This is a genomic window from Pedobacter sp. AC212, assembly GCF_979258625.1.
In genome coordinates, this window is sequence record NZ_OZ409870.1 from 3,289,455 (window position 1) to 3,316,104 (window position 26,650).

The 26,650-nt window shown below is 38.5% G+C and carries 18 protein-coding genes; 8 read left to right on the top strand and 10 right to left on the bottom strand.

Annotation, left to right across the window (positions count from 1 at the left end):
• Positions 1 to 486: 486 nt before the first annotated feature.
• Complete coding sequence (locus tag ACZZZC_RS14210) at positions 487 to 1,155, bottom strand: DUF3826 domain-containing protein (RefSeq protein ID WP_463482644.1); 669 nt, start codon at positions 1,153 to 1,155, stop codon at positions 487 to 489.
• A 17-nt stretch (positions 1,156 to 1,172) separates the two neighbouring features.
• The gene (locus ACZZZC_RS14215; RefSeq protein WP_463482645.1) at positions 1,173 to 2,804 is read right to left on the bottom strand and encodes a fucose isomerase; all 1,632 of its coding nucleotides are present in this window, start codon (positions 2,802 to 2,804) and stop codon (positions 1,173 to 1,175) included.
• Positions 2,805 to 3,032: 228 nt separating this feature from the next.
• On the opposite strand from ACZZZC_RS14215, the gene ACZZZC_RS14220 reads away from it, so the two are divergent.
• The gene (locus tag ACZZZC_RS14220; protein WP_463482646.1) at positions 3,033 to 3,902 is read left to right on the top strand and encodes an AraC family transcriptional regulator; all 870 of its coding nucleotides are present in this window, start codon (positions 3,033 to 3,035) and stop codon (positions 3,900 to 3,902) included.
• Positions 3,903 to 4,061: 159 nt separating this feature from the next.
• On the opposite strand, the gene ACZZZC_RS14225 is transcribed toward ACZZZC_RS14220, so the two are convergent.
• The 7 genes from ACZZZC_RS14225 to ACZZZC_RS14255 all read right to left on the bottom strand — a co-directional run bounded on the left by ACZZZC_RS14225 (position 4,062) and on the right by ACZZZC_RS14255 (position 19,350).
• Positions 4,062 to 4,994: a dihydrodipicolinate synthase family protein gene (locus tag ACZZZC_RS14225; protein WP_463482647.1), complete on the bottom strand. Its 933-nt coding sequence runs from the start codon at positions 4,992 to 4,994 to the stop codon at positions 4,062 to 4,064.
• 50 nt (positions 4,995 to 5,044) lie between these two features.
• The gene (locus ACZZZC_RS14230; protein WP_463482648.1) at positions 5,045 to 6,559 is read right to left on the bottom strand and encodes a sodium:solute symporter family protein; all 1,515 of its coding nucleotides are present in this window, start codon (positions 6,557 to 6,559) and stop codon (positions 5,045 to 5,047) included.
• A gap of 358 nt (positions 6,560 to 6,917) precedes the next feature.
• Complete coding sequence (locus tag ACZZZC_RS14235; RefSeq protein ID WP_463482649.1) at positions 6,918 to 10,406, bottom strand: malectin domain-containing carbohydrate-binding protein; 3,489 nt, start codon at positions 10,404 to 10,406, stop codon at positions 6,918 to 6,920.
• A 110-nt stretch (positions 10,407 to 10,516) separates the two neighbouring features.
• Positions 10,517 to 13,327 carry a glycoside hydrolase family 95 protein gene (locus ACZZZC_RS14240; RefSeq protein WP_463482650.1) on the bottom strand — a complete coding sequence of 937 codons (2,811 nt, stop codon included), beginning with the start codon at positions 13,325 to 13,327 and terminating at the stop codon, positions 10,517 to 10,519.
• A gap of 6 nt (positions 13,328 to 13,333) precedes the next feature.
• Positions 13,334 to 14,911, bottom strand: a complete 1,578-nt coding sequence (locus ACZZZC_RS14245; protein ID WP_463482651.1) for a glycoside hydrolase family 28 protein — start codon at positions 14,909 to 14,911, stop codon at positions 13,334 to 13,336.
• A 141-nt stretch (positions 14,912 to 15,052) separates the two neighbouring features.
• The gene (locus ACZZZC_RS14250) at positions 15,053 to 16,606 is read right to left on the bottom strand and encodes an MGH1-like glycoside hydrolase domain-containing protein (RefSeq protein ID WP_463487451.1); all 1,554 of its coding nucleotides are present in this window, start codon (positions 16,604 to 16,606) and stop codon (positions 15,053 to 15,055) included.
• The gene (locus tag ACZZZC_RS14255; RefSeq protein WP_463487452.1) at positions 16,606 to 19,350 is read right to left on the bottom strand and encodes an alpha-d-galacturonidase; all 2,745 of its coding nucleotides are present in this window, start codon (positions 19,348 to 19,350) and stop codon (positions 16,606 to 16,608) included. The genes ACZZZC_RS14250 and ACZZZC_RS14255 overlap by 1 nt, the downstream gene beginning before the upstream one ends.
• A gap of 339 nt (positions 19,351 to 19,689) precedes the next feature.
• On the opposite strand from ACZZZC_RS14255, the gene ACZZZC_RS14260 reads away from it, so the two are divergent.
• The 5 genes from ACZZZC_RS14260 (at position 19,690) to ACZZZC_RS14280 (ending at position 23,759) form a co-directional block, all read left to right on the top strand.
• Complete coding sequence (locus ACZZZC_RS14260; protein ID WP_463487453.1) at positions 19,690 to 20,454, top strand: SDR family NAD(P)-dependent oxidoreductase; 765 nt, start codon at positions 19,690 to 19,692, stop codon at positions 20,452 to 20,454.
• Positions 20,455 to 20,477: 23 nt separating this feature from the next.
• Positions 20,478 to 21,332, top strand: a complete 855-nt coding sequence (locus ACZZZC_RS14265; RefSeq protein ID WP_463487454.1) for a fumarylacetoacetate hydrolase family protein — start codon at positions 20,478 to 20,480, stop codon at positions 21,330 to 21,332.
• Position 21,333: 1 nt separating this feature from the next.
• Positions 21,334 to 21,663, top strand: a complete 330-nt coding sequence (locus ACZZZC_RS14270) for an L-rhamnose mutarotase (protein ID WP_463487455.1) — start codon at positions 21,334 to 21,336, stop codon at positions 21,661 to 21,663.
• A gap of 8 nt (positions 21,664 to 21,671) precedes the next feature.
• A complete protein-coding gene (locus tag ACZZZC_RS14275) occupies positions 21,672 to 22,493 on the top strand; it encodes an amidohydrolase family protein (RefSeq protein WP_463487456.1) in 822 nt (273 codons plus the stop codon).
• A 96-nt stretch (positions 22,494 to 22,589) separates the two neighbouring features.
• The gene (locus ACZZZC_RS14280; protein WP_463487457.1) at positions 22,590 to 23,759 is read left to right on the top strand and encodes an alpha-hydroxy acid oxidase; all 1,170 of its coding nucleotides are present in this window, start codon (positions 22,590 to 22,592) and stop codon (positions 23,757 to 23,759) included.
• Between the two features lie 127 nt (positions 23,760 to 23,886).
• On the opposite strand, the gene ACZZZC_RS14285 is transcribed toward ACZZZC_RS14280, so the two are convergent.
• Positions 23,887 to 25,038, bottom strand: a complete 1,152-nt coding sequence (locus ACZZZC_RS14285; RefSeq protein ID WP_463487458.1) for an aldose epimerase family protein — start codon at positions 25,036 to 25,038, stop codon at positions 23,887 to 23,889.
• Positions 25,039 to 25,167: 129 nt separating this feature from the next.
• Between ACZZZC_RS14285 and ACZZZC_RS14290 the strand changes: the two genes are divergently transcribed.
• Together ACZZZC_RS14290 and ACZZZC_RS14295 are read left to right on the top strand one after the other, a co-directional pair.
• On the top strand, positions 25,168 to 25,839 hold the full coding sequence (locus ACZZZC_RS14290; protein ID WP_463487459.1) for an HAD family hydrolase: 672 nt from the start codon (positions 25,168 to 25,170) through the stop codon (positions 25,837 to 25,839).
• Positions 25,839 to 26,537: an NUDIX hydrolase gene (locus ACZZZC_RS14295; RefSeq protein ID WP_463487460.1), complete on the top strand. Its 699-nt coding sequence runs from the start codon at positions 25,839 to 25,841 to the stop codon at positions 26,535 to 26,537. Before ACZZZC_RS14290 ends, ACZZZC_RS14295 begins: the two co-directional genes overlap by 1 nt.
• Positions 26,538 to 26,650 lie beyond the last annotated feature (113 nt).

Sequence of the window (26,650 nt, forward strand, 5' to 3'; positions counted from 1 at the left end):
GTTGAACAAGCCGGCTTGTATCAAATTTATTTTGTTAAATATGTTATTGTGAATCAAATTTTATTTTGACTTTACAGCTGAATTAATGTTTGTTTACTAATTGAGAGATGAGTGACTTGATACTATTTTGATCTTCCGTTGGTTATTGTTAGTTAAACAATAAATTCGGTTGCAGCTTTTTTTCTAAGTATGCTGATCGAATTTTAACTAAGATGGCTCATATCCCTTTGATTCTGTTAATGTTTGTTTTGGTTAGAAAGTATAATCAAACTATTAAAGAAAGCTTAATTACAAAGTCTTGATAAAATTTAAAGCTTGTTATTGTATTATATTATCAATAAATAGAACAAGCAATAGTTACCGTTATTACAATTTTTAATTAGGTTACAATATAGAAATAAAATTCATATATAAATGAAATATTCTTAAATAAAAAATGTTAAAAAATTTTGGCTGCTTAATTACGTTAATTAAGCAGCAGAAAAACTAATTCCCTTGCGCCTTTGCTTTTCGTCTTTTCTCCCACTCAATGCCCTCCTTTTTCAAATCGTAGCCGGCAGCAGAAAGGTAATTATTAATTCTTCCTTTATATTTACCAAACCAGGCATGTTTCTTATCTGATGATTCTGCATCCATTGCATATTCACGGGCTTCAGTGAGCCAAACCAAAATTTGTTTCTTCTGTTCTTCAGTAAGCGTTAAAATTTCTTCCTGGTAAGCTTTATAAGTAATTGGCAAAACGTTGTAAGTCATTCCGTTTTTCACCAAATCAATTTGATCCTGGCTTAAATGAGCAGAAAGCTTGCTGATATATTTATTATGAAGTTTGGCTAAGGATTCCATCACCCCTCTATTTTGCTTAACCAAAGCAGAATCTCTTTCTACCTTGTTGCCTTCCAGTTTGCTTTTAATTTCCTTTGCTTTTAAATCTCTAACAGCATAAATATCATTTAGGTTGCTGTATTGATCTCTGATAATGTTTCTAACCTTTTCCGCTTTTTTCGCATCTGCAATTCCCAGGTTTGCCACAATCTTATCAGCACGTTCGGTAATTGATTTAACGTACTTCGCTTTTTCTTCAGGAGTCATTTTTTGAGCAAAAGTTGTTGCTACAGTAGAAAACGTTAACAGCAAAGCTAATATTGATAATTTCATGTTTGAGTATATTTAAATTAAATTCTGTTTTTTGATAAGTTGACATCACCACAAAAGTGCACTTTTAAACCCAATTCGTCCAAAGCTGCAGCTTTTATTCTACAAGCTTCATGCGCATTGGCTTCATAATTTGTGTAAACCACCTGAATGTGGTTGGCCTGATGCCTGGCCATTAACTGATCGCGACTTACACCTTTTAATATGGCATGCATAATTGGCCACTCTGGTGTGGTTCCATTCCACCTTCTTTCAGTTTCCTCTTTCGGCAGGGCGACCACTTCTCCCACTCCTAAATCGCAATGTAATTCGTTATCCTTCACATATACCCTACTCCAAACGATAAAGCCCGGTTTACTCACGCCTTTTAAAGAGCCACCGCCCAGGCGAAAATACATTGCCGGTTGCCGATCACTACTGGCACCAGCGTAACCATCAATAAAATGTGCCGGTGGAGCAGCACCCGAAATTAAAAATAACCAGACAAAACCATCAACCTCGCCACCTTTGTAATATTCTCCCCAACGGATATCGTGTAAAGTGGTTTCTCCAGACATCCCTAACTCGTTCCAAAGCTGATAAGTTACCAAAGCATCTAAACCAGCACATTCATCAACTTCGTTAAAATGTGGTAATGCTTTTTGAGGATAAAGTTCTTTCCCTGACTTTGAATAAACCGGAGGACGATCTTGGTTATTGAGTAATCCCTCAACCAAATCGCTGGCAACCGTTAAATCTTTTAAACCCTGTTGGTATTGGATTCCAATGGTATCACAACTAAAATCATCGGCAATGCGCAAGGCTGCAATATACATTTTGCACTGCTCTAGTGTTTGTTTGCGGGTAAGTTGGGTCACTTCATCTGTTCCCCAATTAAATGTCATTCCTTTTTTAAGCAACCATTGAAGAACCTCTTCAGCCTCATTCTCGGTAACCTCTAACATCGATGCGTAAAGTGCCGATTGACTCAATCTTTCCTTAAAGAAACCGGTTTTATGGAGCAGCTCATCAGGGATGATGGCGTTGTACATTCCCATGCACCCTTCATCGAAAACACCCATTATAACCTTGCGTTCTTTTAACGAACGGGCAAATGCTCTTCCTACTTTTTCGTCTTCTGCCGGTATTTTGTTTAGCGCTAAGCTTTTAACATGACTTTGATTGTAAGTGATTTTACCAGTTGAAATCCATTCTTGTAAGCCATCGATCAAGAATTCATCGGTGAAATTTTCGCTCCACAAAGTGCTATAAGAAACGCCCGCTTTGGTTAAGCACCCATTTAAATTGAGCATTCCTACTAAACCAGGCCATTGCCCACTCCAGTTGGCTACCGTTAATATCGGACCTTTATGCGTGATTAAACCTGCAAGAACGTGATGAGAATATTGCCAAACACTTTCAGCAACTATTAAAGGTTGATTTGGATCAATATTTCTAAAAATATCCATACCCATTCTTTGCGAGTCGATAAAACCATGTTTTTTCTCTGAATTATATTGATGAGCTCTTTTAACTTTCCCACCTAGTTTTTCAATGGCAGCAGTTAAATCTTTCTCCATTGCAACTTGCGCCGGCCAGCAATTTTGATTTGCTGAAAGTCGTAAATCTCCGCTAGAAACAAGCAGAATTTCTCCTTGATAACCTTCTCTCATAATTTATTAATGAACAAAAAATTTATATAAAAATAATTTGTCAGCTTATATTTTGGTTAAACCTTATTGGGCTATATACAAAACTCAACAATAGAAAACGTTATTTAATAATAGTTTTTATCAATTTAATATAGGATGTTACCATAAAACTTACTAACTTTAAGTCAATTAGCAGCACGATTAAATAATAATGATATTTAATCTTAACCAAATATTAGTTCAATAAATATGAAACCTCACTTTCATAAAGTTCCCGTTACGCTTCAAAGTTCATTTAGTATCCGTCATGATATTAAACCTGATTTTGGAAATATTTGGCACTATCATCCAGAACTGGAATTGCATTATGTAATCAAAGGAGAAGGTGTTCGGTTTATTGGAGATAACATCAGTAATTTTGAGCCTGATGAAATGATTCTGCTAGGCGAAAATTTACCTCACACCTGGCGCTGTAAGGATGAGTACTTTCAAAATAACCGGGAGCTTAACACCGAAGCAATGGTGATCCATTTTTTGCCCGATTGCCTGGGAAAATATATGCTCAATTTACCCGAAGCCTATTTATTGCCAAAACTATTTGAAAAAGCGAAAAGTGGAATGGTTATTAATGGAACGGCAAAAGAAAAGTTGGTTAAGCTAATGCGTTCTGCTATTGATGCGACAAATTTAGACCGCATCATTATTCTGTTATCAATACTGAAAACATTGGCCGAAACTGACGAGTATTCGACCATCGTGACGAGCAAAAATACTTTCTATCAATCGAACGAATCGGAGACTTTGCGTATCAATAAAATTTGCAATTATACTTTAAGCAACTATAAAAAGGACATTACACTTGAAGAAGTAGCTAATTTGAGCAATTTGAGCGTAACCTCGTTTTGCCGTTATTTTAAGTTGATGACCAAAAAGACTTTCTATGATTTCCTGATTGAGATTAGGGTAAGCCACGCCTGCAGGTTTCTAATAGAAAACAAGCTCCCTACCGAAATGATCTGTTTTGATTGCGGTTTCAACAACGTTTCGAACTTTTACCGGCACTTTAAGAAAGTTACCGGGATGACGCCGCTGGACTATAAACGAAAGTACTTGAATTAGCATCATAATTTCTGGGCTGCAGATTCGCAGATTGATTAAGAATAATTAATAATGATTTTTCAATTCACCTGATACGTAATCACAAAAAATTGTTGAATTTTGAATACTAAAGTGCAGAGATTAATACTAACAATTATCATTTTCGAATCTGCGGCCAAACTAAATAAATACCTGAATATTTAAATCCGTTCTTAAAGCAGTGTAATCGTCATATAATTTCTCTACCTCCTTAACTATGGTCGGTGTAAATGACCCTACATTTCTCCTCGTAAATGTTGAAATATTTAACCCTCGTTTTTGAAGAAAATATTTCGAAACTATTGGATAAACATTGTGCATTACATCCATATTATCGATTAAAAATTGTTGAACAGCATTTACTTCTTGAACCAGACTTTCGTCATTATAGTGGTCGCAAAGCCATACGATTAACTCTGGAAAATAATTGCCCTGAATGCAGGATAAACCAGACGACCCCGCCTTTAAAGATTCTACCGCATGAACAATATATGCATCGTATAAACCAAAAGCATTTCCTTCTGTTAACCGAAGTTTTTCTTTAATCTGTGTTAAATCCAGACAGGTATCTTTGTGATAGATTACTCTCCCTGTCGATACAAAATCTGCCAACTGTTCAGGTTTCAAAACTCTTTTGTAAGGCACAGGACATTCATAAAAGCCCATGGGAATTTTGCCAGTTTGATTCAGCAAGTCATAAACCCGATCATTAAAAACAGCGTCGCTCTCCCGCTCGTCTGCCAACAGACCTGTGATGGCAATTACAGCTTCAACGCCTAAATCACTCACTTCTTTAACAAAATCTGCTTGTTTGGCAATTGCACCACCAAAAGTTCCTGTTGCCACCACTGGCACCGAACCGTCTGCTACTTTTATTACATGTTTAATGGCTTGGATACGTTCCTTATCAGTTAATTCAAACATTTCGCTCGAAAGGCAATTGGCAAATAAACCAGAAGAACCCGCTTGCAAATAGATTTCGGTTAATTGCGTGAGGGCAGGATAATCTATCTCGCCGTTGCTTAAAAAAGGTGTGAGCATTACCGGGATGAACCCTTTTTGTGCATTTTCCATTTAATATTGATGTAGGATTTAATATGATAATTTGTGCAAATCCAGTGATGTTAATTTGCAGTTTCTAGTTTTTTCTTCTTGATTTTGGTAACGAAAATTCCAACTAAAAATATGGTCAGCGTGCCGATTACGATAATCATGTTTTTATGCAAGGGGTTCCTGAAATTTTCATATTCCGGTGGCAATAGGGTGGAAAATGTCATCCAGATAATAACTACAATTCCGATGATGGTTGCGATTATCGCTTCGTGGTTTTTTGTTTGTTTACTAATAATTCCAAGTAGAAATAAACCCAGCATACCAGCAGCAAATATCCCTGAAAGTTCCCACCAAACATCTAAAATGCTTTTAACGCCAATCATTGCAATTCCGGCAATCATCCCCAATAAGCCAAAACCAATCGTTGCAATGTGTAGCAGCGACAGGTTCTGTTTTTCCGTTACGTCGGGTTTGATGTAACGCTTGTAAATATCTTCAGAGAAAACCGTTGCAGATGCATTCATACCGGAACTGATGGTACTCATTGCCGCCGATAAAATTGCTGAAACGATTAATCCAACCAACCCCACCGGAATTTTGGTGACCATGAAATGCGGCATAATCTTATCGCCATAATCTGATGGAAGCAATGCATTTTGAAGTTTCAAAACCTCTGAGGCACTTGTACCAACGGGCAATCTTTCAAGTGCTACCTGATGTTTGATGGATTGCACCAAGTTGGGATTAACTTCATAGTAGGCAAACAAGCAAGATCCTATAATAAAAAACAATAGCGATGCTGGAATATATAACCATACACAAAGCCATATTGATTTAGATGCAGCTTTACTTGATGATGCGGTATGATAACGTTGAATATAATTCTGATCCATCCCGAAATTGTTCAGGTTGATAAAGAATCCATACAGCAACACCACCCAAAACGAAGAGCCGACAAAATCCATTTTAAAACTTCCCAGACTAAATTTATCTGCAGATTTACCAATTTCTACGATTTTAGAAACGCCGCCAGGCATATTGGTAATAATGAGGTACAGAATAAGTAGAGCGCCGAATGTTTTCACTACAGCCTGCACCACTTCTGTCCAGATTACTGCTTCAATTCCACCTAACACGGTATAAAAAATAATGCAGATGCCCATCACAATCATGATCATTTGCATGGAATAACCGGTTAGCGCCTGTAAACTTAACGCAATTCCGAAGAATATGGACCCCATTCTGGCGAGTTGCGTAAGTAAAAAACAAAGCACTGCGTAAACCCTTGCCCAAGCGCCAAAACGTTTTTCTAAATGTGTATAGGCAGAGATTTCTCCTGTATTGCGGTAAAAAGGAACAAAATATTTTGAGGCTACCCAAGCGGCAAGCGGCATAGAAATACTAAAAACAAATGCATTCCAGTTGCTTCCAAAGGCTTTCCCTGGAACACCCAAAAATGTATTGCTGCTTAAAAACGTAGCATAAATTGATAAACCTATTGCCCATCCGGGAATAAGGCCCGAAGCTTTTGTAAATTGTTCGGAATTTTTATTTTTTCGTGAAAAATAAACCCCAACTAATATCATCCCAACAAGGTATATGAAGATTATCGCAAGATCGAAAATAGGAAGACCTTTCATTACTTATTGGCTCGTTTATTAATTTGGTTAAAACAAATATGCATTTCTAAACATCAGCATTCATATAAGATTTTGGCTACATCTTGTACCATCTTATCTTTAAGAATAGTGTTACGGGTTGCGAGTTATCAGTTACAGGTCTGCAAGCCGAAAAATAAAAAAATCCTTAAAAAAAGAGCTGTTAAATAATAATTATAACTGAAGCAACTAATTTCTCAAGGATATTACCTACAACCTTCAACCCGTAACTAAACAAAAGCCCAAACAGGTAACTAATAACCGGTAACTCGCAACTGATGCTACCCTATTGTACATCCAAAGCATCAATCGCCAACTCTTTCGCATCTATTGCAATTAAACGAACTTTATAACTTCCTGCATTGATCATGCTGCCTGTATTGGTATTTAGATAATTCCATTTACCTGATTTTGTTGGGGCAAATTCGGCCTGTTCTGTTTTCATTAACGTGCCATCCGCAGAAAGAAATTCGATTTTAGCTTTTAAAATTTTTGAAAATGGATTATGGTATTTGATGGTTAAAGAATAAGTATCGGCCACTCCAACGCCTATCGACCATTCTAAAATTCCACCGCTACTTTCTTTAAAAATAACGCGTTGCTTATCCATTAAATTTTGCTTAACGATGCTCTGACCTGCTAGTTTTGCATCAATTGCTTTGTAGCTAGTCACCGTTTTTAAATCGTAAGCTGGCTCAAGTTCACTTGGTGGAACAATGGCTATCGTCCTCATTTTGCCACTCACTGAAACTTGGTCGTTTGCTGAAAACCTTTTACGGAAGACCATAAACTTTTCTCCATCGCTATTCGTAATCTGCGTTTTAGTATCCTCATAGTCGGCTGGCTTTTCATCGCTTTCATTTAAAGCCACGAAAACATCAGCTACTGCATTTATCTTAAAAACAAAATCTTTGTTGACTTTACTGGTTTGAATCCACTCTGCGCCATATAGATTTGGTGGCAAGGAAGTAAATTGCACAGACGAATCTATAAATTGTTTATCGCCAATATCCATCCAACTCTCTAATTTGTAATTTTTGCCAGGCTGAATGTTCACAATCGAATTAGACTGATTTTCAGTAATTTGAATTTTATCTAAGCTGGCAATGGCAATGGCTGAAATAAGCGCCTGCCCAACTTTGATCTGCGGAAAGGATATCGTCAACTGTCCAGCTTTGCTGAAAACCTTTACGGTTTTCTTTAAAACAGTATTAGAACCTGCTTCTTTCCAGATATCAACATCTTTTAGCACAGTTTTGTCGTTAATTGCTACATCAAACAACCGCATTTTTTCAGCATTCATGCCACCGCCGATTCCCAGCCAAGGTTCAATAAAATATAGCTCCACTAAATATTCGCCATCTTTTGGAACAGGAAAGCTAAACTTCAGCTGATCTCTACCATAACGGAAGGATTGGAAGAGCTTCCAATCTGAACTGCCCGCGATTGGCGAAAAGGTTCTTCGCTGACTAGCAAAAAATGAAGGTACTCCAGGAAAACCGGAAGTCCAGGAGGTTGAACCGTAATTTTTAGTATTGGAAACTAACTGTTGATCTGCCAACCATTGGTTTCCAAAATGATCTTGATAAGATGGTCCACCACAATTTAACCGATATAAATAGTTGTACTTATCTTGAGGTTTTAAAACATCGGTATTAATTACCAAGCGATCAAAGTTTGGAGATTTCGGAAGGCTATTTAACACCATTTGATCTTTGGCGACAGCCTTTCCATCAACATATCCCACTGCGTAAAGCACATTATATTTAATATTTGGCTTATTCCATTGGAAATGTGTTCCGATAGCGCCACGTTTTTGCTTGCCTAATGATGCTCCATTGATATCGTTAAAAAGCTCTACCTCATTGCAGTTGGAATAAACCACAATGCTGTCTTTTATCCCTGGTTTCGACCAGCGATTTGGCCAGGTATGAGAAACAATATAAACCATGGGTTCGGTAGCTTTTGGCGCATAATTGGCTCTGAACATGTAAAAAACGTCAGTCGGCTCTTCCCATGGGGTAAACATTCCTTTATAATTTACCGGACCAATGCGATCTAAATCTCGCAAGCCTTCTCCCCCCTGTACCCGACCCGGATTATCATGTGAACTGTATAACCAGAAGAAATGACCCGCAGTTTGATCTTTTACCGTTTCTGCCAAACGAACTTTCGTTTCCATTAAATCGGTCATTTTGTTTTCAGTAAAACCTTTCCCGTTTGCATCAACCTCATGAAGATCTATCGTTCTCCATGCACCATATTCGCCAACCAAAACCTGTCTTTTTAAATCTTCTCCGTAAGTTGCAGGATTGCCACCGTAAGTTCCTGTCCAATTTTGCGGCACATCCCAATCGGTCCCTTTGCCCCCATTGCAAGTGGTTACTTTTCTTTGCGATGATGCCGTTGGATCTAATTTTCTGATCAGTTCGGTGCATTCCCTTGCAAAATCTTCGGGTAAAGTACTCTCATTTTCTAAGCCCCACAATACAACCGAAGGACTGTTTCTTCGCTCCTTAACCCAGTCGACCAGTAATAATTTAAAGTTTTTTCGAAACTCTGGCGTATCATACCAGATATGAGCAGCCATTTGGGTCCAGCTTAAAATACCCAGCTCATCCCAATAGGTTTGATAAAGTAAATTATGCGGTTGATGCGCATCCCGGAATGCGTTGAAACCCGCAGATTTAATTTGCATTACCCGCGAACGAATCTGCTCATTGCTAAAAGCATGACTGTTGCCAATTAAGTGCTCATATTCTGCAATTCCATTAATAAAAACTGGCTTTCCATTTAAAAAAAATACTTTTTGATTTGCTTGTTCACCAATTGGCCAGCTGATCCATCTGATTCCATAAGGCGTTTTGATTTCATCTATTACCTTACCATTTTCGGTAATGGAAGTTTTTAAGGTGTATAAATATGGGTTCTCGAGCGACCATAATTTGGGATTAATAATCTCATCCGTTTTTTGATTTATTACAACCTCTTTGCCTGCAGGGATAACTATTTTTTTAGGCAGTGCTTTTTCAATAGTGCCTTCAGCATCTAACAACTGGTTGTATATCGTTACTGATTTAGGTTTTGAACCGTAATTTTTGACAGTTGTAGCAAAATTTAGCAGAGCAGATTTTTCAGAAATCCGATCATTATTCCAGATGTGAACACCAAAAGGCTCAATTCGCAACTCATTGGTTACGATGAGATGTACAGGTCTGAAAATACCCATAGGTTGCGAACCTTCGGAAAAACCCCTTTCGGTAGAGCAACCGCCATCTACCCAGGGTAAATCCTGGATGTTTGCAGGGTGATCCGCCCTAACAGCCAATAAGTTTTCCTGATTATTTAATTTGATAACATCGGTCACATCTAAAGTAAACGTAGTTCTTCCACCTACATGATAACCAACTTTGTTTCCATTTAGCCAAATGGTGGCGTAAGAGCCAACACCTTCAAAGTATAAGAAAAACCTTTTGCCGGTTTTAAGTTCGTTGCTTTTGAAGGTTTTTCTATACCAGGCGTAACCATGTTTATTGCCATGAAGTTTTCTTTGATATCCTTCGTATTGGTCCCAGTTGTGGGGAACGTTTACGGTTTTCCAGTTATTGGTTTTATAGGTGGTATTTTCAAACCCATTGTAGGCATTGATGTTTTTCTCATCAGCAATGCTTACCCAGTTGGCATTAAGTAGAATGTCTTTTCGGTTGTTTTGCGAGAAAGCACCGGATGCTAAACAAAGGAAAATGGCAAGAAATGATACTTTTAAATTTTTCATACAATAACATTATGCGTTATCCCGAGGCACGAAGCAATCTTATTCATTAATTTAATTTTGCAATTGCTTTAAGATTGCTTCGTGCCTCGCAATGACGATTTACATAAGATTTAAAGCGTTTTTAAATCCCCACTTAACTTATAAACTCCACCTGGCTGGGTCGAAATACTAATGGTTTGATTTTTATAGCGAATTAAACATGTTCCGCCAGCGTTAGAATTCACCTCGAGTGCTTCCAGTTGTCCATCCTTCCACTTAATATCTAGCTCGAAACCACCTCTGGCTCGCAAACCACTAACATCTCCCTGAGGGATTTCTGTTGGTAAGGCGGGTAAAATATCGATAAAGCCCTGGTGGCTTTGTACAATCATTTCTGCGATGCCGGCTGCACCACCAAAATTTCCATCGATCTGGAATGGTGGGTGAGCATCAAATAAGTTTACATAAGATCCGGCTCCACTTTTCGCTGGTTTCAGCAGCATTTTTACCAGTTCCATGGCATGGTCGCCATCTTTAAATCTCGCCCAAAAGTTAATTTTCCATGCTAAGCTCCAGCCTGTGGCCTCATCGCCGCGATAAAGCAGAGATTGTTTTGCGGCATTCATCATCTTTTCATCCTGAGTCCAGGTGATGTCATTTCCAGGAAATACACCCCATAAATGGGAAACGTGACGATGTTTATTTGTGGTGTCGTCTTTATCCTCTAACCATTCTTGCAACTGCCCGTATTTTCCGATTTGATTAGGTGCAATTAACTTCAGCTTTGCTGCCAATGAATTTCTCAAATCAGGATCAACACCTAAAATATCGGCAGCAGCAATGCAATTTTTAAATAAGGTACGGATGATTTGATGATCCATCGTTGGTCCGGCCACTAAGCCGCCGTTTTCTGGCGAGTTGGAAGGCGAACTGATTAACCAACCTGTTTTCGGGTCTTTAACCAAGAAAGTATCAAAAAACAACGCCGCTCCTTTCATCAAGGGATAAGCTTCTTCACTTAAGAATTTTTTATCCTGGCTAAACGCATAATGTTCCCACAAATGCTGACTTAACCAGGCGGCACCGCTTACCCAAATTCCATGATTGGAGGCATTGATAGGTGCCGTAGCATTCCAAATATCAGTATTGTGGTGCAAAACCCAGCCCGGTGCATCATAATACTCACGAGCGGTTTCTGCGCCCGCTTTTGCCAAACCTTCAATCTTCTTAACCAAAGGCTCATTTAATGGCGAAAGATTTAGAATTTCCGTTGGCCAGTAATTCATCTCCATGTTAATGTTTGTGGTGTATTTACTCCCCCATGGTGGCGTAAGTAAATCATTCCAAATCCCTTGAAGATTTGCAGGTTGTGTACCTGGTCGTGAACTAGAAATCAACAAATACCGACCATATTGCATGTAAAGTGCAGAGAAAGCAGGATCATTAGACGTTGCAAATTTTACTAAACGTTCATCAGTCGGCAGTATCTCATTTTCTGAGGTACCAAAATTAACTTTGAATTTATTATAGTAACTCTGGTATTCCTGAACATGATTTTTCTTCACTTCTTCGTACGACTTACCTTTCAACAAAGTTAGCGCTTGGATATTTGCCTTGGCTGGATCGCCAGAAACGTTTTGAGCATCTATAAAATTAGTTCCCGCTGTTAAGTATAATGTGGCTTCATCAGCATTGATTACCTCAATTTTTTTACCGATTGTTTTTATCGATCCATTTTTAACCTGAATATTCAACCTGCTTTCACCCCTCAATACGCCATCTTTCACATTTACGGTAAGTGAAAGTGTGTTATTCGGCAATACTTTTACCCCAGACTTTTGATGTAAACTAGAAAAAGCAGCAGTGAAACTAATTGATTTTTTACGGTCGGCAGTAAGATTTATCACGATCGCCCGGTTAGGCTGACTTGCGAAATACTCCCTAATAAAATTAACTCCATTTGCCTGATAAGCAGTGCGAACGGTTGCAGTGGCTAAATCAAGGGAACGCTTGTACTTGCTAATTGAACCTTGCTGAGCAAACTGTAAATTCAAATCGCCAAAAGGCTGATAACTGGCCTGATACTGTGGAACGGCTGGAGGATTTTGATCCTGAATTTTATATTTCCAGGTTTTCACTAACGAAACGCCCTGTTCAATTGTTGCACCTACGGGATAAACACCAATCTTTTTACTCGTATCCTTATATCCACCTATCCCACCACGATCATAGTAGTTAAGCACCTGGATCGCAATTACGTTCTTACCAGGTTTAATCAGTTTTGCAGGTACAGTATATCTTCTGGCATCGGGGCCATCGGTATTGCCAACCAATTGGCCGTTTACGTAAGTAACGTCCTGATCAAAAATTTTGTTAAGATCGAGCACCAAATCTTTACCCGCCCAGCTTTGTGCTACATCAAAGGTTGTCCTAAACCACACTGAACCATCCACATTAGCTAAACCCACAGTTTCCCAACCTTCGTAAGCGGGTACCGCAATCGTTTTCCAGAGTTTGTCGTCATAATTCGCTGAAGCAGGGTTTCCGGTCATTCCCTTACCTTCTTTCATTTCCGCTACCCATGCTTTACGATCACCTGCTTCGCTTTGCAGGCCCATAAATTCTTTCTGAGCAAGTGCTTCAGCCTCTTTTTGCTTCCCCTCGAAAAGTAGTTTTCTAATCTCCTGAAGATATTTATAGGCGCCCTTCCGATTGTAGTCGCGAGGCTTTCCGGTCCATAAAGTTTCTTCGTTAAACTGAATATGATCGTAAGTTACACCTCCATAAATCATTGCTCCAATTCTGCCATTTCCAATTGGTAAGGCATCGGTCCATTTCTCTGCAGGTTGTTTGTACCAGAGTTCCTGCTTGGCTTGTTGTGCAACAGAAACCTTGATGGTACATAAGAGCGTAGCTATTAAAATAATCGATTTAACTTTCATCAGGTTCTATTGTCCTTTATCACCAGAAACATAGTCTATCGCTTCGAAGGCGTCTTTTTCTTTTCTTACACCTACCCTGGCGTTTCTAAAATTGTTATTTCCTAAAGAGATATTTTTCGTTCCGGCACCGCTTAACCTTAAATAAGTGCCTGTTCCTACCACTGGAAAAGAGTTGTAAAGAAATAAATTACTTACATTTTTTAAGTCTACCACTGCTGCATCGTTATGCGGAGTATAGGTTTTAAGATTATTAATTACCAGATTATTTACTCTTGATGCCTTTAAAGAAGCACCCATTTCTGTGTTCACCTGTACATTATGAAATTCAATTTTATTTGAAAAACTGATATCAAAACCAGTTTTTGCATCCATATTAATATCGTTAAACGTGATATTTTCAATCGGCATTTCTTCTAAACCATTGAGGTAAGCTGCCTGGTTTACCTGGCCTGTGATATTACTGAAGTGGATATTTCTGAATTTTGGGGTTCGATCAGACACCGGTTCTACATTCGTTTTAGCATACTGCATATCTAAAACAATAGCTTGCTGCTTAATATCTTTCATGATGATGTTGCTCACCCGAATTTCTTCCACTACACCACCCCTTCCTCTTGCAGTTTTAATTCTGATTCCTCTATCCGTTCCATCAAAAACGCAATTAGATATGGTAATTTTCCGCACATCGCCAGACATTTCGCTGCCAATCACCACACCGCCATGACCGGATAACATCGTACAATTGGTAATTACATAGTTTTCGGCTGGAATTGCCATTCTTCTTCCAGGTTTATCCTTACCCGATTTAATCGTGATACAGTCATCGCCAACGCTAATATGGCAATCTGAAATGTGAACATTTTTGCAAGATTCCGGGTTAATTCCATCCGTATTTGGGGAGTGCGGATTATTGATTGTTACCGCATGGATCTTTACATTTTCGCAAAACTCAGGGTTAACCGTCCAGAATGGCGAATTCCGTATGGTAATGCCCTCAATCAATACGTTTTTACAAAACATGGTTTGAATAAACGGCGGACGAAGAAAACCTCGTTTCATTTGCTTCGGATCGTCTGGCAACAAAATGTCTTTGTTTAATTTATCGAATTCATATTGCCATTTAGATCGAGCTTGCCCCTCTTTATAACCTTCCACAAAATCCCACCACTTCTTGCCATGGCCGTCAATTAGTCCACGCCCTATGATGGAGATATTCTCCGCTTTGTAAGCATAAAATAATGGCGAGAAACTTTTAACGTCTACACCTTCATATCTACTTTCCACCATTGGCAGATAATCATCAAAGTTATCGCTGAAGTGCAATTCAGCACCAGCATCTATAAAAATGGTGATATTACTTTTTAAATGTATTGCACCAGTTAAGTATTTTCCTGCTGGGAAATAAACCGTTCCACCACCTGCTTTTGATGCCGCATCAATTGCCTTTTTGATGGCAGCAGTAGCCAATTTACTACTGTCGTTTTTCGCACCATATTTGGTAACATTATAAAACGATTGTGCGTTAACGGATAAATAAAAACCTGTTAATAGTAAAAAGATTAGCGACTTTAGGATGTGTTTCATTTTGTTTATTACTATTTATATTTTTAATTTATGATGTGATCATTTACAATTAACTAAGCCTAAAGCATAACATGCTGCTTTCAAATTTCTGCCGTCGCGAAAAGGAGGAACTGCCAACCCACATACTGGCTTCAGCTCTCTTTAGTTCATCTCAACTTTTACAGGCTTCAATGTTTTAGATCTATAAATTTCTTTTCCATCAACATACACCGCAAAACCTTTTCCTTTATTGTACTTTTTCCCGGTTTTATCCCAGATTAAAGTCACTATTTTATTATGGTAAGTTAGATTATCCAAAGCAAACCAATCCCATTTATTTTTCGGAATTAATGGATAGATTTCTAACATGTTATCCTGGCGAGGTTTTACTCCAATCAGATCGTTAATGATTAAATCGTTAAAAGTGGAGTGATTATAAAAACTACTTCTAGGATTATCGCCTTTTAGCCATTCTCCCGTTTTTTCATCCTGATATTCGCCAATATACCGTTTACCGTTTTTCACATGAGAAGCCGCGTATTGATGCAATTCCTGATAAAAGACCTGTGCATTCATTTTACCGTGATTTTTGTAATTGGTAAGCAAATTCGAAAGCCCTTTTAAGGTTTGCGAGCTTGCAAAAGGCCAAAGTGCACCATCCCATTCGCAGCTATGACCCGTACCACGGGTTCTAAAAGTTGGCTCCCGACGCTCGGCAGTGGTTAATCCCCATGGCGCTTTAAACCCAGCGGTATCCAGTAATTGATTCCATGCCTTTGCGTATTCTGCCTTATCATCAGGCAGGTTGAAGTCCCAGGGTGTAAAACCAATGGCTTCGCGTACATCAGACGAACCACCTTTTGCTTTCCTGGTTTCAAAAAATGATTCAGATGAATTCCACAAACTATCCTGCACTAAATTTTTAATCGCTTTAGCCTTTGATTGATATTTTGAAACCAAAGCCTGATCGCTAAACATTTCAGCAATCTTAGCTAAAGCCACAGCATTTCCATACATGTAACTGTTAATGGTAGGGCGTTGATTTTGATCCTTCCTTGATCCACTCACTGACTCTTCCATTCCATCTTTCACATCATGTTGCCAGAACAAGCCATTTTTAAGTTGTCGCTGAGTTTCCCATTTGGCATAATCTTCATCAAGTGCCGGAAGAATTTCTTTTAAAAAACCCTGATCAGGTTTTACCAGATAGTTCTGATAAACGGCATCATCAACCCAACTGCTAAATTGGTGAAAACGTTGCTTTGTTTGACCAGCATCGGCCTTATAAAGCCAAAATTTGATATAATCTTTTAAATAGCTATTGTCTTTTAACCAACGGCCTTCATAAATATGATGCCCTAAAGCACAGCTGATGGAATTATATTTTCCAGCATGTTTTACAGGTTCAATAAATTCGGTAAAAATGAATCCTTCCGGTGTCTTAACCAAATGCTTTCTAAAGGTCCACCAACGGTAATAATAATTTTGTTCCAGAACAGAATCAGGGCATTCGAATAAAGGCGCCTGATCTGCCAGCCATTTAAAAGCATCCGCATTTGGAATATAATTTTTTACTGCTTCGTCATCAATTGAATTAAAATACGATACATATTTATTTAATTTCTCAGTGCCTAAAATAGATTTTTGCTGTGCAAAGCCTGCAAACGCCATCACCGATAAGGAAATGGTCGCTATAAAATTTCGTGTATTTCTCATTATTCAAATAACCAGTCTATATCTTTTCCTCTACCATCTAAGCCTGCATTGAAGATACGCAGTTCTTGTTTATCATCAATAAAACCTAATATTAAACATTCGCCTTTACCCAGATTTAACGTATGCGTTCCTGCCGGGAATGAATAAGCATGTACGTTTGCCGGTGGAAAGCCGTTTAGCACCAAAGCATTCGAAATTTTAATTTCCGACTGGCCATAGTTGTTTGCACTTGCATCGGTTTCCAACTGCGGTGGCGCCAGGTATTTCGGATTTTTCTGATTGAAAAATCCCACCAACAACTTCACAGGCGCTTTGGTCGAAAATCTGATTTCGGTACCCGTTTTAACCTGCTTTTCCTTTGAAATTTTTATTCCTTTCAAACCGATTAATTGTTCGGCAACTTCTTTAATTTGAACGGTGGTATCTGTAAATACCTCCACATTTTTGTTGATGATGTAGTTTGCAGATTCGTTAAGCACATTTACTTCAGCAGCTTTGTAAGGCATAACTTTAGCAACAGCTGCTCCGCTTAATGATTTTAAAGAATCGATGCTTTTCTTAAAATGGTTTAATTCTTTTGTAAAAACAGGCAACATTTCTTTCCAATGGATAAAAGTTTTATCAACTCCTCGCATCGGAATTTTTCTTTGCTTGGTTTGCATGCTATTGGCATATAAATAACTGCTTTCAGTAAGCTTAACCAGTTTAGCATAATGATCCACACTTTTTTGGAGAAAAGGCAATGCCTGCTCTAAATCGGCAACGTTGTTAGAATATTTATACCTCAAAATCCATAGTGCTGATTTTACCTTTTCTGCATAGAAATTAGCCATTTCATCATAGCAATACATGTCGTTTTTTAGGCGATTAAATTCTTCAACATCTTTGGTTGCTTTTACCTTTTCGATAGATGCCAATGCCTTTTTACCATGTTCCACCACTTCTTTAGCAACCTGAACAGGCGTTTCGCCAATGTGACCTTGTTTTTTCCATTCCTTTTCGGCGTACTCAATAATCATCTCGCCTTCCGGCGCTTCCGATTCGTACATTAATGTAAATAAACCGTAACGGAAAGGGTTAATTAACTGCGTCATCAGCATACCTAAAGTTAAGGTTTGGCGGTTGCCATCGGTAATGCCGTACCGACGCAATAATTTTGGCGATATCTCTCCAGACTCTTCATAGGCATTCAAAATTGATTTTCCATCCGCCAAGCTCGAGCCATATTTATCAGCAAGCTGCTTGCCCCAATAATTAATTTCCTGTGGGCGATCACGTTCTGATTTCCAGGCATATCTTGCCCATTCCTTGTACCAAATCCAGTCGCGATCTACCTCTAAAATCCTTCCTTTCACATCATCGGCGGCATAAGGCCAATCCCAATAGCTGTGCTGAGGATACAAATGCAAACCTTTCGCGTTGTATATCTTATTCATCGCTATAACCGATTTCTTAATAAAATCTGCAGATCCATATCTAAAAGGTTCCAGATTTGCCAGGATGTGAACGTTTGAAATGTTCACCGTGCCTATGGCTGCCAATTTACGATTGAGCTCTGCCCATGCACCACGAGGTTCGTAAGTTGTTAAAGCCTCGCCATTGAATTTATTTTCGGTATATAAGTTTTTATAGAAAGGTAAAGCCGCTTTCATCACAGCTGGTGCATCGGTATCATGCGCCCGTAAAACAATTGGTGGCTCCTCTTTAATTCCGGCTGCCTTCAAACCATCCTTCACTCCAGGTATAATCGTTTTGGTAAACCAATCAATATCATCCTGGCCGACACCTTCCATAGCCTCGCCTAGTGCCACCATTAAACCCACATTTGGATATTTCGCTACAAAAGCAGAAATAGATTTCTGTGTATAATCAGCAATCAAAGGTATAATCGGGCGGTTCCTGTCTTGGGTCTTCAAGCCATGCTTGTCTGCAAAAGGTTTCGGAATAATGATGTTATAAAACATCTGAATAACCCAAATTCCACGCTTATCAGCCTCACTGGTTAGAAAACGGAAGATTTCTTCGTTCTTTTTTAAAGTCGCATCATCCACTTCAACCGCATAAGGATATTCTTTAAGCCTTAACAGGGACGAAAATGGATGCCCGTTCCATAAATAAAGAGAATTATAACGGTTTTCAACCATCATATCCAAATATTTTATCCATAGCTTTTTATCATATAACCATGGAAAAGACTCCTCCGTATAAGGATATTCATAAACATCATGACCCGGGAGATAATCGGGCTTTTGGAGGCCAATGCAAGTTCCCCTTAACACCATTTCCGGATGATCGGTATAGGAAAGCTTTGCTGGGAGAACTTTGTTTTCAGCAATTTTATCGATCAAATCCAAACAACCATAAAGGGTTCCTGAATGGTCTGCACCTATAATATAAAGTGTCCCATCCTGATCATAAGAGATAGAAAAACCTTCTTTACCAGCTGTAAAAGCCTTTTTGACAATTGAAACCGGGAATTGCGGTTTAAAAATTTTGTCGTCTGCAGTGCCGATAACAATAGAGTTTTTACCCTTTACAAACTTCTGGCGATAATCAATCACACTAAACTTAACGTTATAACCATTTGCAACTAACGCATCCGTCAGGCGTTTCAAGCCAAACTTTTCACGTGTACCACTTTGCGAGGATAAATAGATGGTTTTTGATTTTGCTACTGGCGTTACTGAATTCGCTATCGCACTGCTGGAAATAAAAAGGAAAATAAAAATCAGAAAATTTCTCATTCGGTTGGCTCTAATAACAAACCTTGAAAACAAGGCTAAGGGAATAACATTTGGTTAAAAAGCTTATTTAAATATAAATAAATTATTCAAATATAAGTATTATAGCCTTTAGATTTTGTAATATTTCTGCAAGGTAAACCATCTTTTAATAACTTTAAAGGCAATATGACAACATCAGCAAGTATTTTGATAAGAAGATCAAATTTTTAATCAAGAATATCTGCTTTATTTGTAAGTATAAAAACAACAACAAAGAGAAGCGTTGTATATATTTGCTTCTTACTCCGATTTCGATCAGGATTTTAACCAAATTATCAATTATTAATCTGAAAAAAAAATATGTTTTCATTACAAAATAAACGAGCTGTAGTCACAGGTGGTGGAAGTGGAATTGGAAAAGCCATAGCGACCATATTGGCAAAACAAGGTGCAGAAGTGCACATCATCGAGCTGGGTGTAGAACAAGCTGCCGGAGCGTTATCAGAAATTGAAGCGGCTGGCGGAAAGGCTTTTAGTTATGCTTGCGATGTCGCTGATCATCAGGCAGTAAAAGAAATTTTTAATCAAATCGGAGCGATTAACATTTTGGTAAACAACGCTGGAATTGCCCATATTGGTAAGGCCGATACCACTGAAGAATCGGATTTCGACAGGGTAATGCGTGTAAATGTAAAAGGCGTATATAATTGTTTATACGCGGCTATCCCACAATTGCGGGCAGCTGGCGGTGGTGTAATTATCAATATGGCTTCCATTGCTGCATTAATCGGCCTGCCCGATCGTTTTGTTTATAGCACTGCAAAGGGTGCAGTTAAAGCGATGACGATGAGCGTTGCAAAAGATTATATCAGCGAAAATATCAGATGCAACTCTATTTCTCCAGCCAGGGTGCATACCCCTTTTGTTGATGGGTTTCTACAAAAGAACTATCCGGATAACATCGATGAAATGTTTGAGAAACTTTCGAAAACTCAACCGATTGGAAGGATGGCGAAGCCGGAGGAAGTTGGTGCCCTTGCCTTATATTTATGTAGTGATGAGGCTTCTTTTATAACTGGCTGCGATTATCCTATTGATGGCGGCTTTACCACATTAAATAATTAGATACAATATAAATACTTCCTAAAATGAAATTAATACGATTTGGCGAACCAGGATTTGAGAAACCGGGTGTGATTATCAATGAAAAATATTACGATGCTTCATCATTGGTAGAAGATTATAACGAAGCCTTTTTTGGTGGCGACGGTTTAGAGAAATTAAAGAAAGATCTTGAGTCGGCTGATTTACCAGAAGTTGATCAAAATGTACGTTTGGGAGCAGCCCTTGCTCGCCCATCAAAACTTATTTGCGTAGGCTTAAACTATAAAGATCATGCTGCAGAAACCAATGCAGCCATTCCAACTGAACCTATTTTGTTTTTTAAGGCAACCTCGGCAATCGTTGGTCCGAATGATGATTTAGTGATTCCAAAAAACAGCAAAAAAACTGACTGGGAAGTGGAACTGGCTATCGTGATTGGCAAAAAAGCCAGTTATGTTTCAGAAGAAAACGTTTTAAATCATGTTGCAGGTTATGTTTTGCATAATGATTACAGCGAACGCGAATTCCAACTGGAAAGAAACGGGCAATGGGTTAAGGGTAAAAGCTGCGACACATTCGCCCCTATCGGCCCATTTATTGCCACGCAAGATGAAATTGCTGATGTCCACAATCTTCGCCTGTGGTTAACCGTAAATGGTAAAACCTTACAAGATGGAAACACATCAAATCTGATTTTCAATGTTCCTTTTATGATTTCATACATTAGCCAGTTTATGACACTTTTACCTGGCGACGTGATTACTACCGGAACACCTGCAGGTGTTGGTTTGGGCCAAAAACCTGAACCATGGTATTTAAAAGCAGGTGATGTGGTAGAATTGGGTATTGATGGCTTAGGCAGCAGCAAACAAACTGTTAAAGCTTACAGCGGAAATTAACATGAAAAGATACTGCTTTACGCTCGATTTGATTGATAATGACGAACTAATTGCTGCTTACAAGCAGTATCATCAATCGGTTTGGCCTGAAATTTTAGAAAGCATTAAATCTTCTGGGATAGATAACATGGAAATTTACCTTTCCGGAACCCGCCTTTTCATGGTGATGGATGTAAACGACAGGTTTACTTTTGAAAAGAAAACAGCAGCCGATTTAAAGAATTCAAAAGTGCAGGAATGGGAAGCGTTGATGTGGAAATATCAGCAAGCCTTGCCAGGTGCTTTACCCGGCGAAAAATGGAGATTGATGGACCAGATTTTTAAACTATAACAATTTTTATGATTGACTCTCACGTACATTTCTGGAATTTCGACCCGGTTAGAGACAGTTGGATTTCAGAGGAAATGAATGCCATCCGCAAAGACTTTTCTCCAAAAAATTTGATGCGCACTTACAATGAGCTTCAAATTTCTGGTTGTGTTGCGGTTCAGGCAAACCAGTCGGAAGCTGAAAATGATTTTTTGCTTACACTTGCGGAGCAAAATGACATGATCAAAGGAATAGTGGGATGGGTTGATTTGAAAGACAAAAATTTACCAGATCGATTAAGTCACTGGAAAAATTTTAAAAAGATTAAGGGTTTCAGGCATGTTTTGCAGGCCGAAAGCCACGAATTTATTGTCGATCCGAAATTTGTTAATGGCGTAAAGCAGCTTAATGAATTTGCATTAACCTATGATTTACTTTGTTACCATAACCAATTGGAAAGCATTTTGGAGCTTGTTGACCAACTTCCAGATCAACCGCTGGTTTTAGATCATTGTGCTAAACCCGATGTAAAATCTCAAGATCTCAAAACATGGTCTGGTCATATCAAAACGCTTGCGCAAAACACAAATGTATCATGTAAAATTTCTGGATTATTAGCAGAAGCGGATTGGAAAAACTGGAAGGAAGTCGAAATATTTAATTGTTTCGATGTGATTTTCGAAAATTTTGGCTGCCAGAGGGTGATGTATGGCAGTGATTGGCCGGTAATGCTCATCAGTCGCCCATACCAGGATTGGTTTAACCTGGTAAGTAAGTATGCGGTTCAATTTACTGATGCCGAAAGAAAACTTATTTTTGGAGAGAATGCAAGTGCTTTTTACAAACTCTGATCATTTAAACCAGGCCGATAGAGCAGGATGGAAAATTTAATTTAAAATATTAGTTTTCGCCTCTCGAACCAAACAATAGATAATGAACAAATTAATATGAGTAAAAAGATCACATTCCCTTATAATCCACAATATCCCTCCATTGCCGATTTAAGAGTTAAGGCGAAGTCAAGAATTCCAAAGTTTGCTTTCGACTATCTTGAAGGGGGTTGCAATGAAGGACTCAACCTCATTAGAAACGAAAACGATTTTGATGACATTTATTTAAAGCCAAACTACCTAAAAGTGGGTGGAGATATTGACATGTCTGTCGAACTTTTCGGTCGCCGTTATAGTGCGCCATTTGGAATTTCGCCGATTGGTTTGCAAGGTTTAATGTGGCCAAACGCACCGGAAATATTAGCGAGGGCCGCAGCAAAAGCCGATATCCCATACACGCTGAGTACGGTTTCTACCAGCAGCATCGAACGTATTGCTGAAGTATCGGATGGAAAAGCCTGGTTCCAATTATATCATCCGACAGAAAATAGCCTAAGAGATGATATTCTTAAAAGATTAAAGGCAGTAGAGTGCCCGGTTCTGGTCGTTTTAGTTGATGTACCGGCTTTTGGATTACGATACAAAGAAATTAAGAGCGGACTTTCCATCCCACCAAAAATGTCTATAAATAATATTCTGCAAGCTTTTGCCCGCCCATTATGGGGAATAAAAACGCTGCAACATGGCATTCCTTCTTTCGCGACATTAAAACCTTATATGGAAAAAGGCATGGATATGTCGCAATTGGGGCAATTCATGAACAAGACCTTTACCGGAAAAGTTGATATCGAAAAAGTTTCGGCTATCCGCGAGATTTGGAAAGGCCCTTTGGTACTTAAAGGAATTGCTACCGATGAAGACATGCAGGCAGCGATTCAAATTGGTGTAGATGGTGTAATCGTGTCTAACCATGGCGGCAGGCAAATTGATGCAGGCGAATCTTCGATTAATTCGTTAATCAAACTCGCCGCTAATCCGGCATACAAATCGAAGCTTAAAATTATGATGGATGGAGGTATTCGTTCAGGTGTAGATTTAGCAAGGGCACATGCCGTAGGTTCGGAATTTAATTTTATGGGCCGCCCTTTTATGTATGGCGTAGGTTCGCTTGGCAATGAGGGTGGCGATCACACCATCAATATGTTCAAGACGCATTTGTATCAGATTATGCAACAGTTAACGATTGAGAAAATTACTCAGTTTCCTGATCGGTTGTTGAAACCTTAAATGAGATTTGCGATTTAATTAACCACAGATGAACAGGATAGGTATAGATAAAATTATTTTTCAAATAAAATCTGTGTTTATCTATGTGCATCTGTGGTAAAAAAGCTTAAGTTGATGAAATTGGGGTTTACTTAGAAAACTTATAAGTAGAGCTGGTTTTGTAAGTTTCACCAGGTTTTAATACCGTTGAAGCAAAGTTCGGGTGATTCGGTGCATCTGGGAAATGTTGTGTTTCCAGGCAAAAGGCCGAACGGTGAGGATACGATTTTCCGCCTTTACCATCTTTATCTGCACCTGTCAAAAAGTTTCCGCTGTAAAACTGTAATCCCGGCTCAGTGGTAAAAACTTCTAATATAATTCCTGTCGATGGACTTGTAACCTTTGCAACAGCAGTTTTGCCATCATTTGCTTTAAGTGCAAAATTATGGTCGTAGCCTTTACCGTACTTTAATTGCTGGTCGTTTTCATCAATTGATTTGCCTATGGTTTTGGCGGTATTAAAATCAAAAGCAGTGCCTTTAACTGGCTGTAACTTACCTGTAGGAATCAACGTTGAATCAACAGGTGTATAAGCATCAGCAGCAATCATTAATTCGTGATCTAAAATCGTTTTGTTTCCTTCACCATTTAAATTGAAGTAGGCGTGATTGGTTAGGTTAACCACCGTTGCTTTATCTGTTGTAGCAGTATAATCAATTGTTAATGAATTATCCTCCGTTAGGCTGTAAACCACTTTCACATCAAGCTTACCAGGATAACCCGCTTCACCATCTTTAGAAATGTAATTAAGTTCTAATTTTTGTCCATCTAACTGCTTGGCTTCCCAAACTTTTGAAAAGAAACCATCTGCTCCGCCATGTAAAGTGTTTACCCCATCATTTAACTGAAGTTGATACTCCTTACCTTCAAGGGTAAATTTTCCTTTAGCAATTCTGTTACCATATCTACCGATTAAAGCACCGAAAAAAGGCTCTCCTTTTTTGCGATAGGCTCCGATACTATCATATCCCAAAACTACATCGGTAAGTTTGTTATCTTTATCGGGTACCATAAGCGAAACAATTCTCCCGCCATAATTAGAAATTGTAACTACGGCACCTTGCTTATTCTTTAAGGTGAACAGCTTCACTTCCTTGCCATCAAGTGTGGTATTATATTTTGATGAATCAGCCTGAACACTTGTTTCATCCTTTTTTTCACTTTTTGGATTGCAGGAATATAATGTGGCCGCTAAGCAAATTGCTGCCATTGGAAAGCCTTTTAAAAAAATTCGTTTCATAAGATTTATTTTGGTTAAGGCTAAAGTATGAAAAATAAATTAACGTTATTCCAACGATTATCAATTAAATTTAAGGTAATATTGATTGGATTAGCTCACATCTAAAAATTTCACATAATTTAGCGGTTTATGCAAAATTTCGACTTCAAACCTAAAGCATTTCTGTTTGATTTGAATGGCACCATGATCAACGATATGCAATATCACACCATGGCCTGGCATTCCATTATGAATGAAGATTTAGGTTCAAATTTAGATTACGAAACCGTTAAGCAGGAGATGTATGGCAAAAACCACGAAGTTTTAGAGCGGGTATTTGGTCGCAATAAATTTTCTCCATCAGAAATAGAAAAGCTTTCTATGGATAAGGAGAAAAAATATCAGGAAGGCTATTTTCCGCTTCTGGCTTTAATTTCCGGACTAGACAACTTTTTAGAATTGGCCAGGCAGAAAAATATCGCGATGGCCATTGGTTCTGCAGCAATTCCGTTTAATATCGATTTCGTTGTTGATGGATTAAACATTCGCAATTACCTTAATGCGATAGTGAGTGCAGATGATGTTGCAATTAGTAAACCAGATCCTGAAACGTTTTTAAAGGCCGCTGCAGCATTAGATATCTCGCCGCAAGATTGTTTGGTTTTTGAAGATGCGCCGAAAGGCGTCGAATCAGCATTAAATGCCGGAATGAAATGCATCGTACTCACCACCACCCACAGCATCGAGGAATTTGATGGATACTCGAACATCTTGGGCTTTATTAGTGATTATAACGACGAAAAACTTAACTCTCTTTTTTAATGGGAAAATATTTAAATCAAAAACCTGTCCTTGTTGCTGTAGATTGCATTATTTTTGGTTACGATGGTGATCAGCTTAAATTATTAGTAATTAAAAGGGCGATTGAACCGGTCAAAGATCAGTGGAGTTTAATGGGCGGTTTTATCGGCGATACGGAAGATTTAGATGGCGCTGCAAAAAGGATTCTTTTAGAATTAACAGGCTTGCATGATGTTTACCTGGAGCAGCTCCACTCCTATGGTCGCCCAGACCGTGACCCCATTGAACGCACTATTTCGGTCGTTTATTTCGCTTTGATTGACATTAATAAATACAGCAAACAGATTAACGATCAATACCATGCAGAATGGTTTAAGATAAAAGAAGTACCCGAACTGATTTTCGACCATAACGATATGGTTAAGGCTGCCATGGCCAAGATTCGCTACCAGGCAGCACTGCACCCAATTTTGTTTGAGCTGTTGCCAAAGAAATTCACCATTCCGCAATTGCAAGCACTTTATGAGCAGGTTTACGACTCACCCATTGATAACCGCAACTTCATTCGTAAAATTACCGCCAGCGGACTGCTAATTAAACAAACCGAAAAAGATAAATCGAATTCGAGGCGTGGTGCGTTTTATTTCAAGTTGGATAAAAACAAGCACAAGGCACAATTTCAATCGTTTTTGAACTTTATTCCAAGGACTATAAAATAATTTTAAAAAATTTTTCGAACGTTATGCAAGCTTACAAAATTCAAAATCAGCGAGTTGGCTTTACTTTTTTTTAACCTTAAAATAATTTTTTAATAATTATTTAAATTTATTTG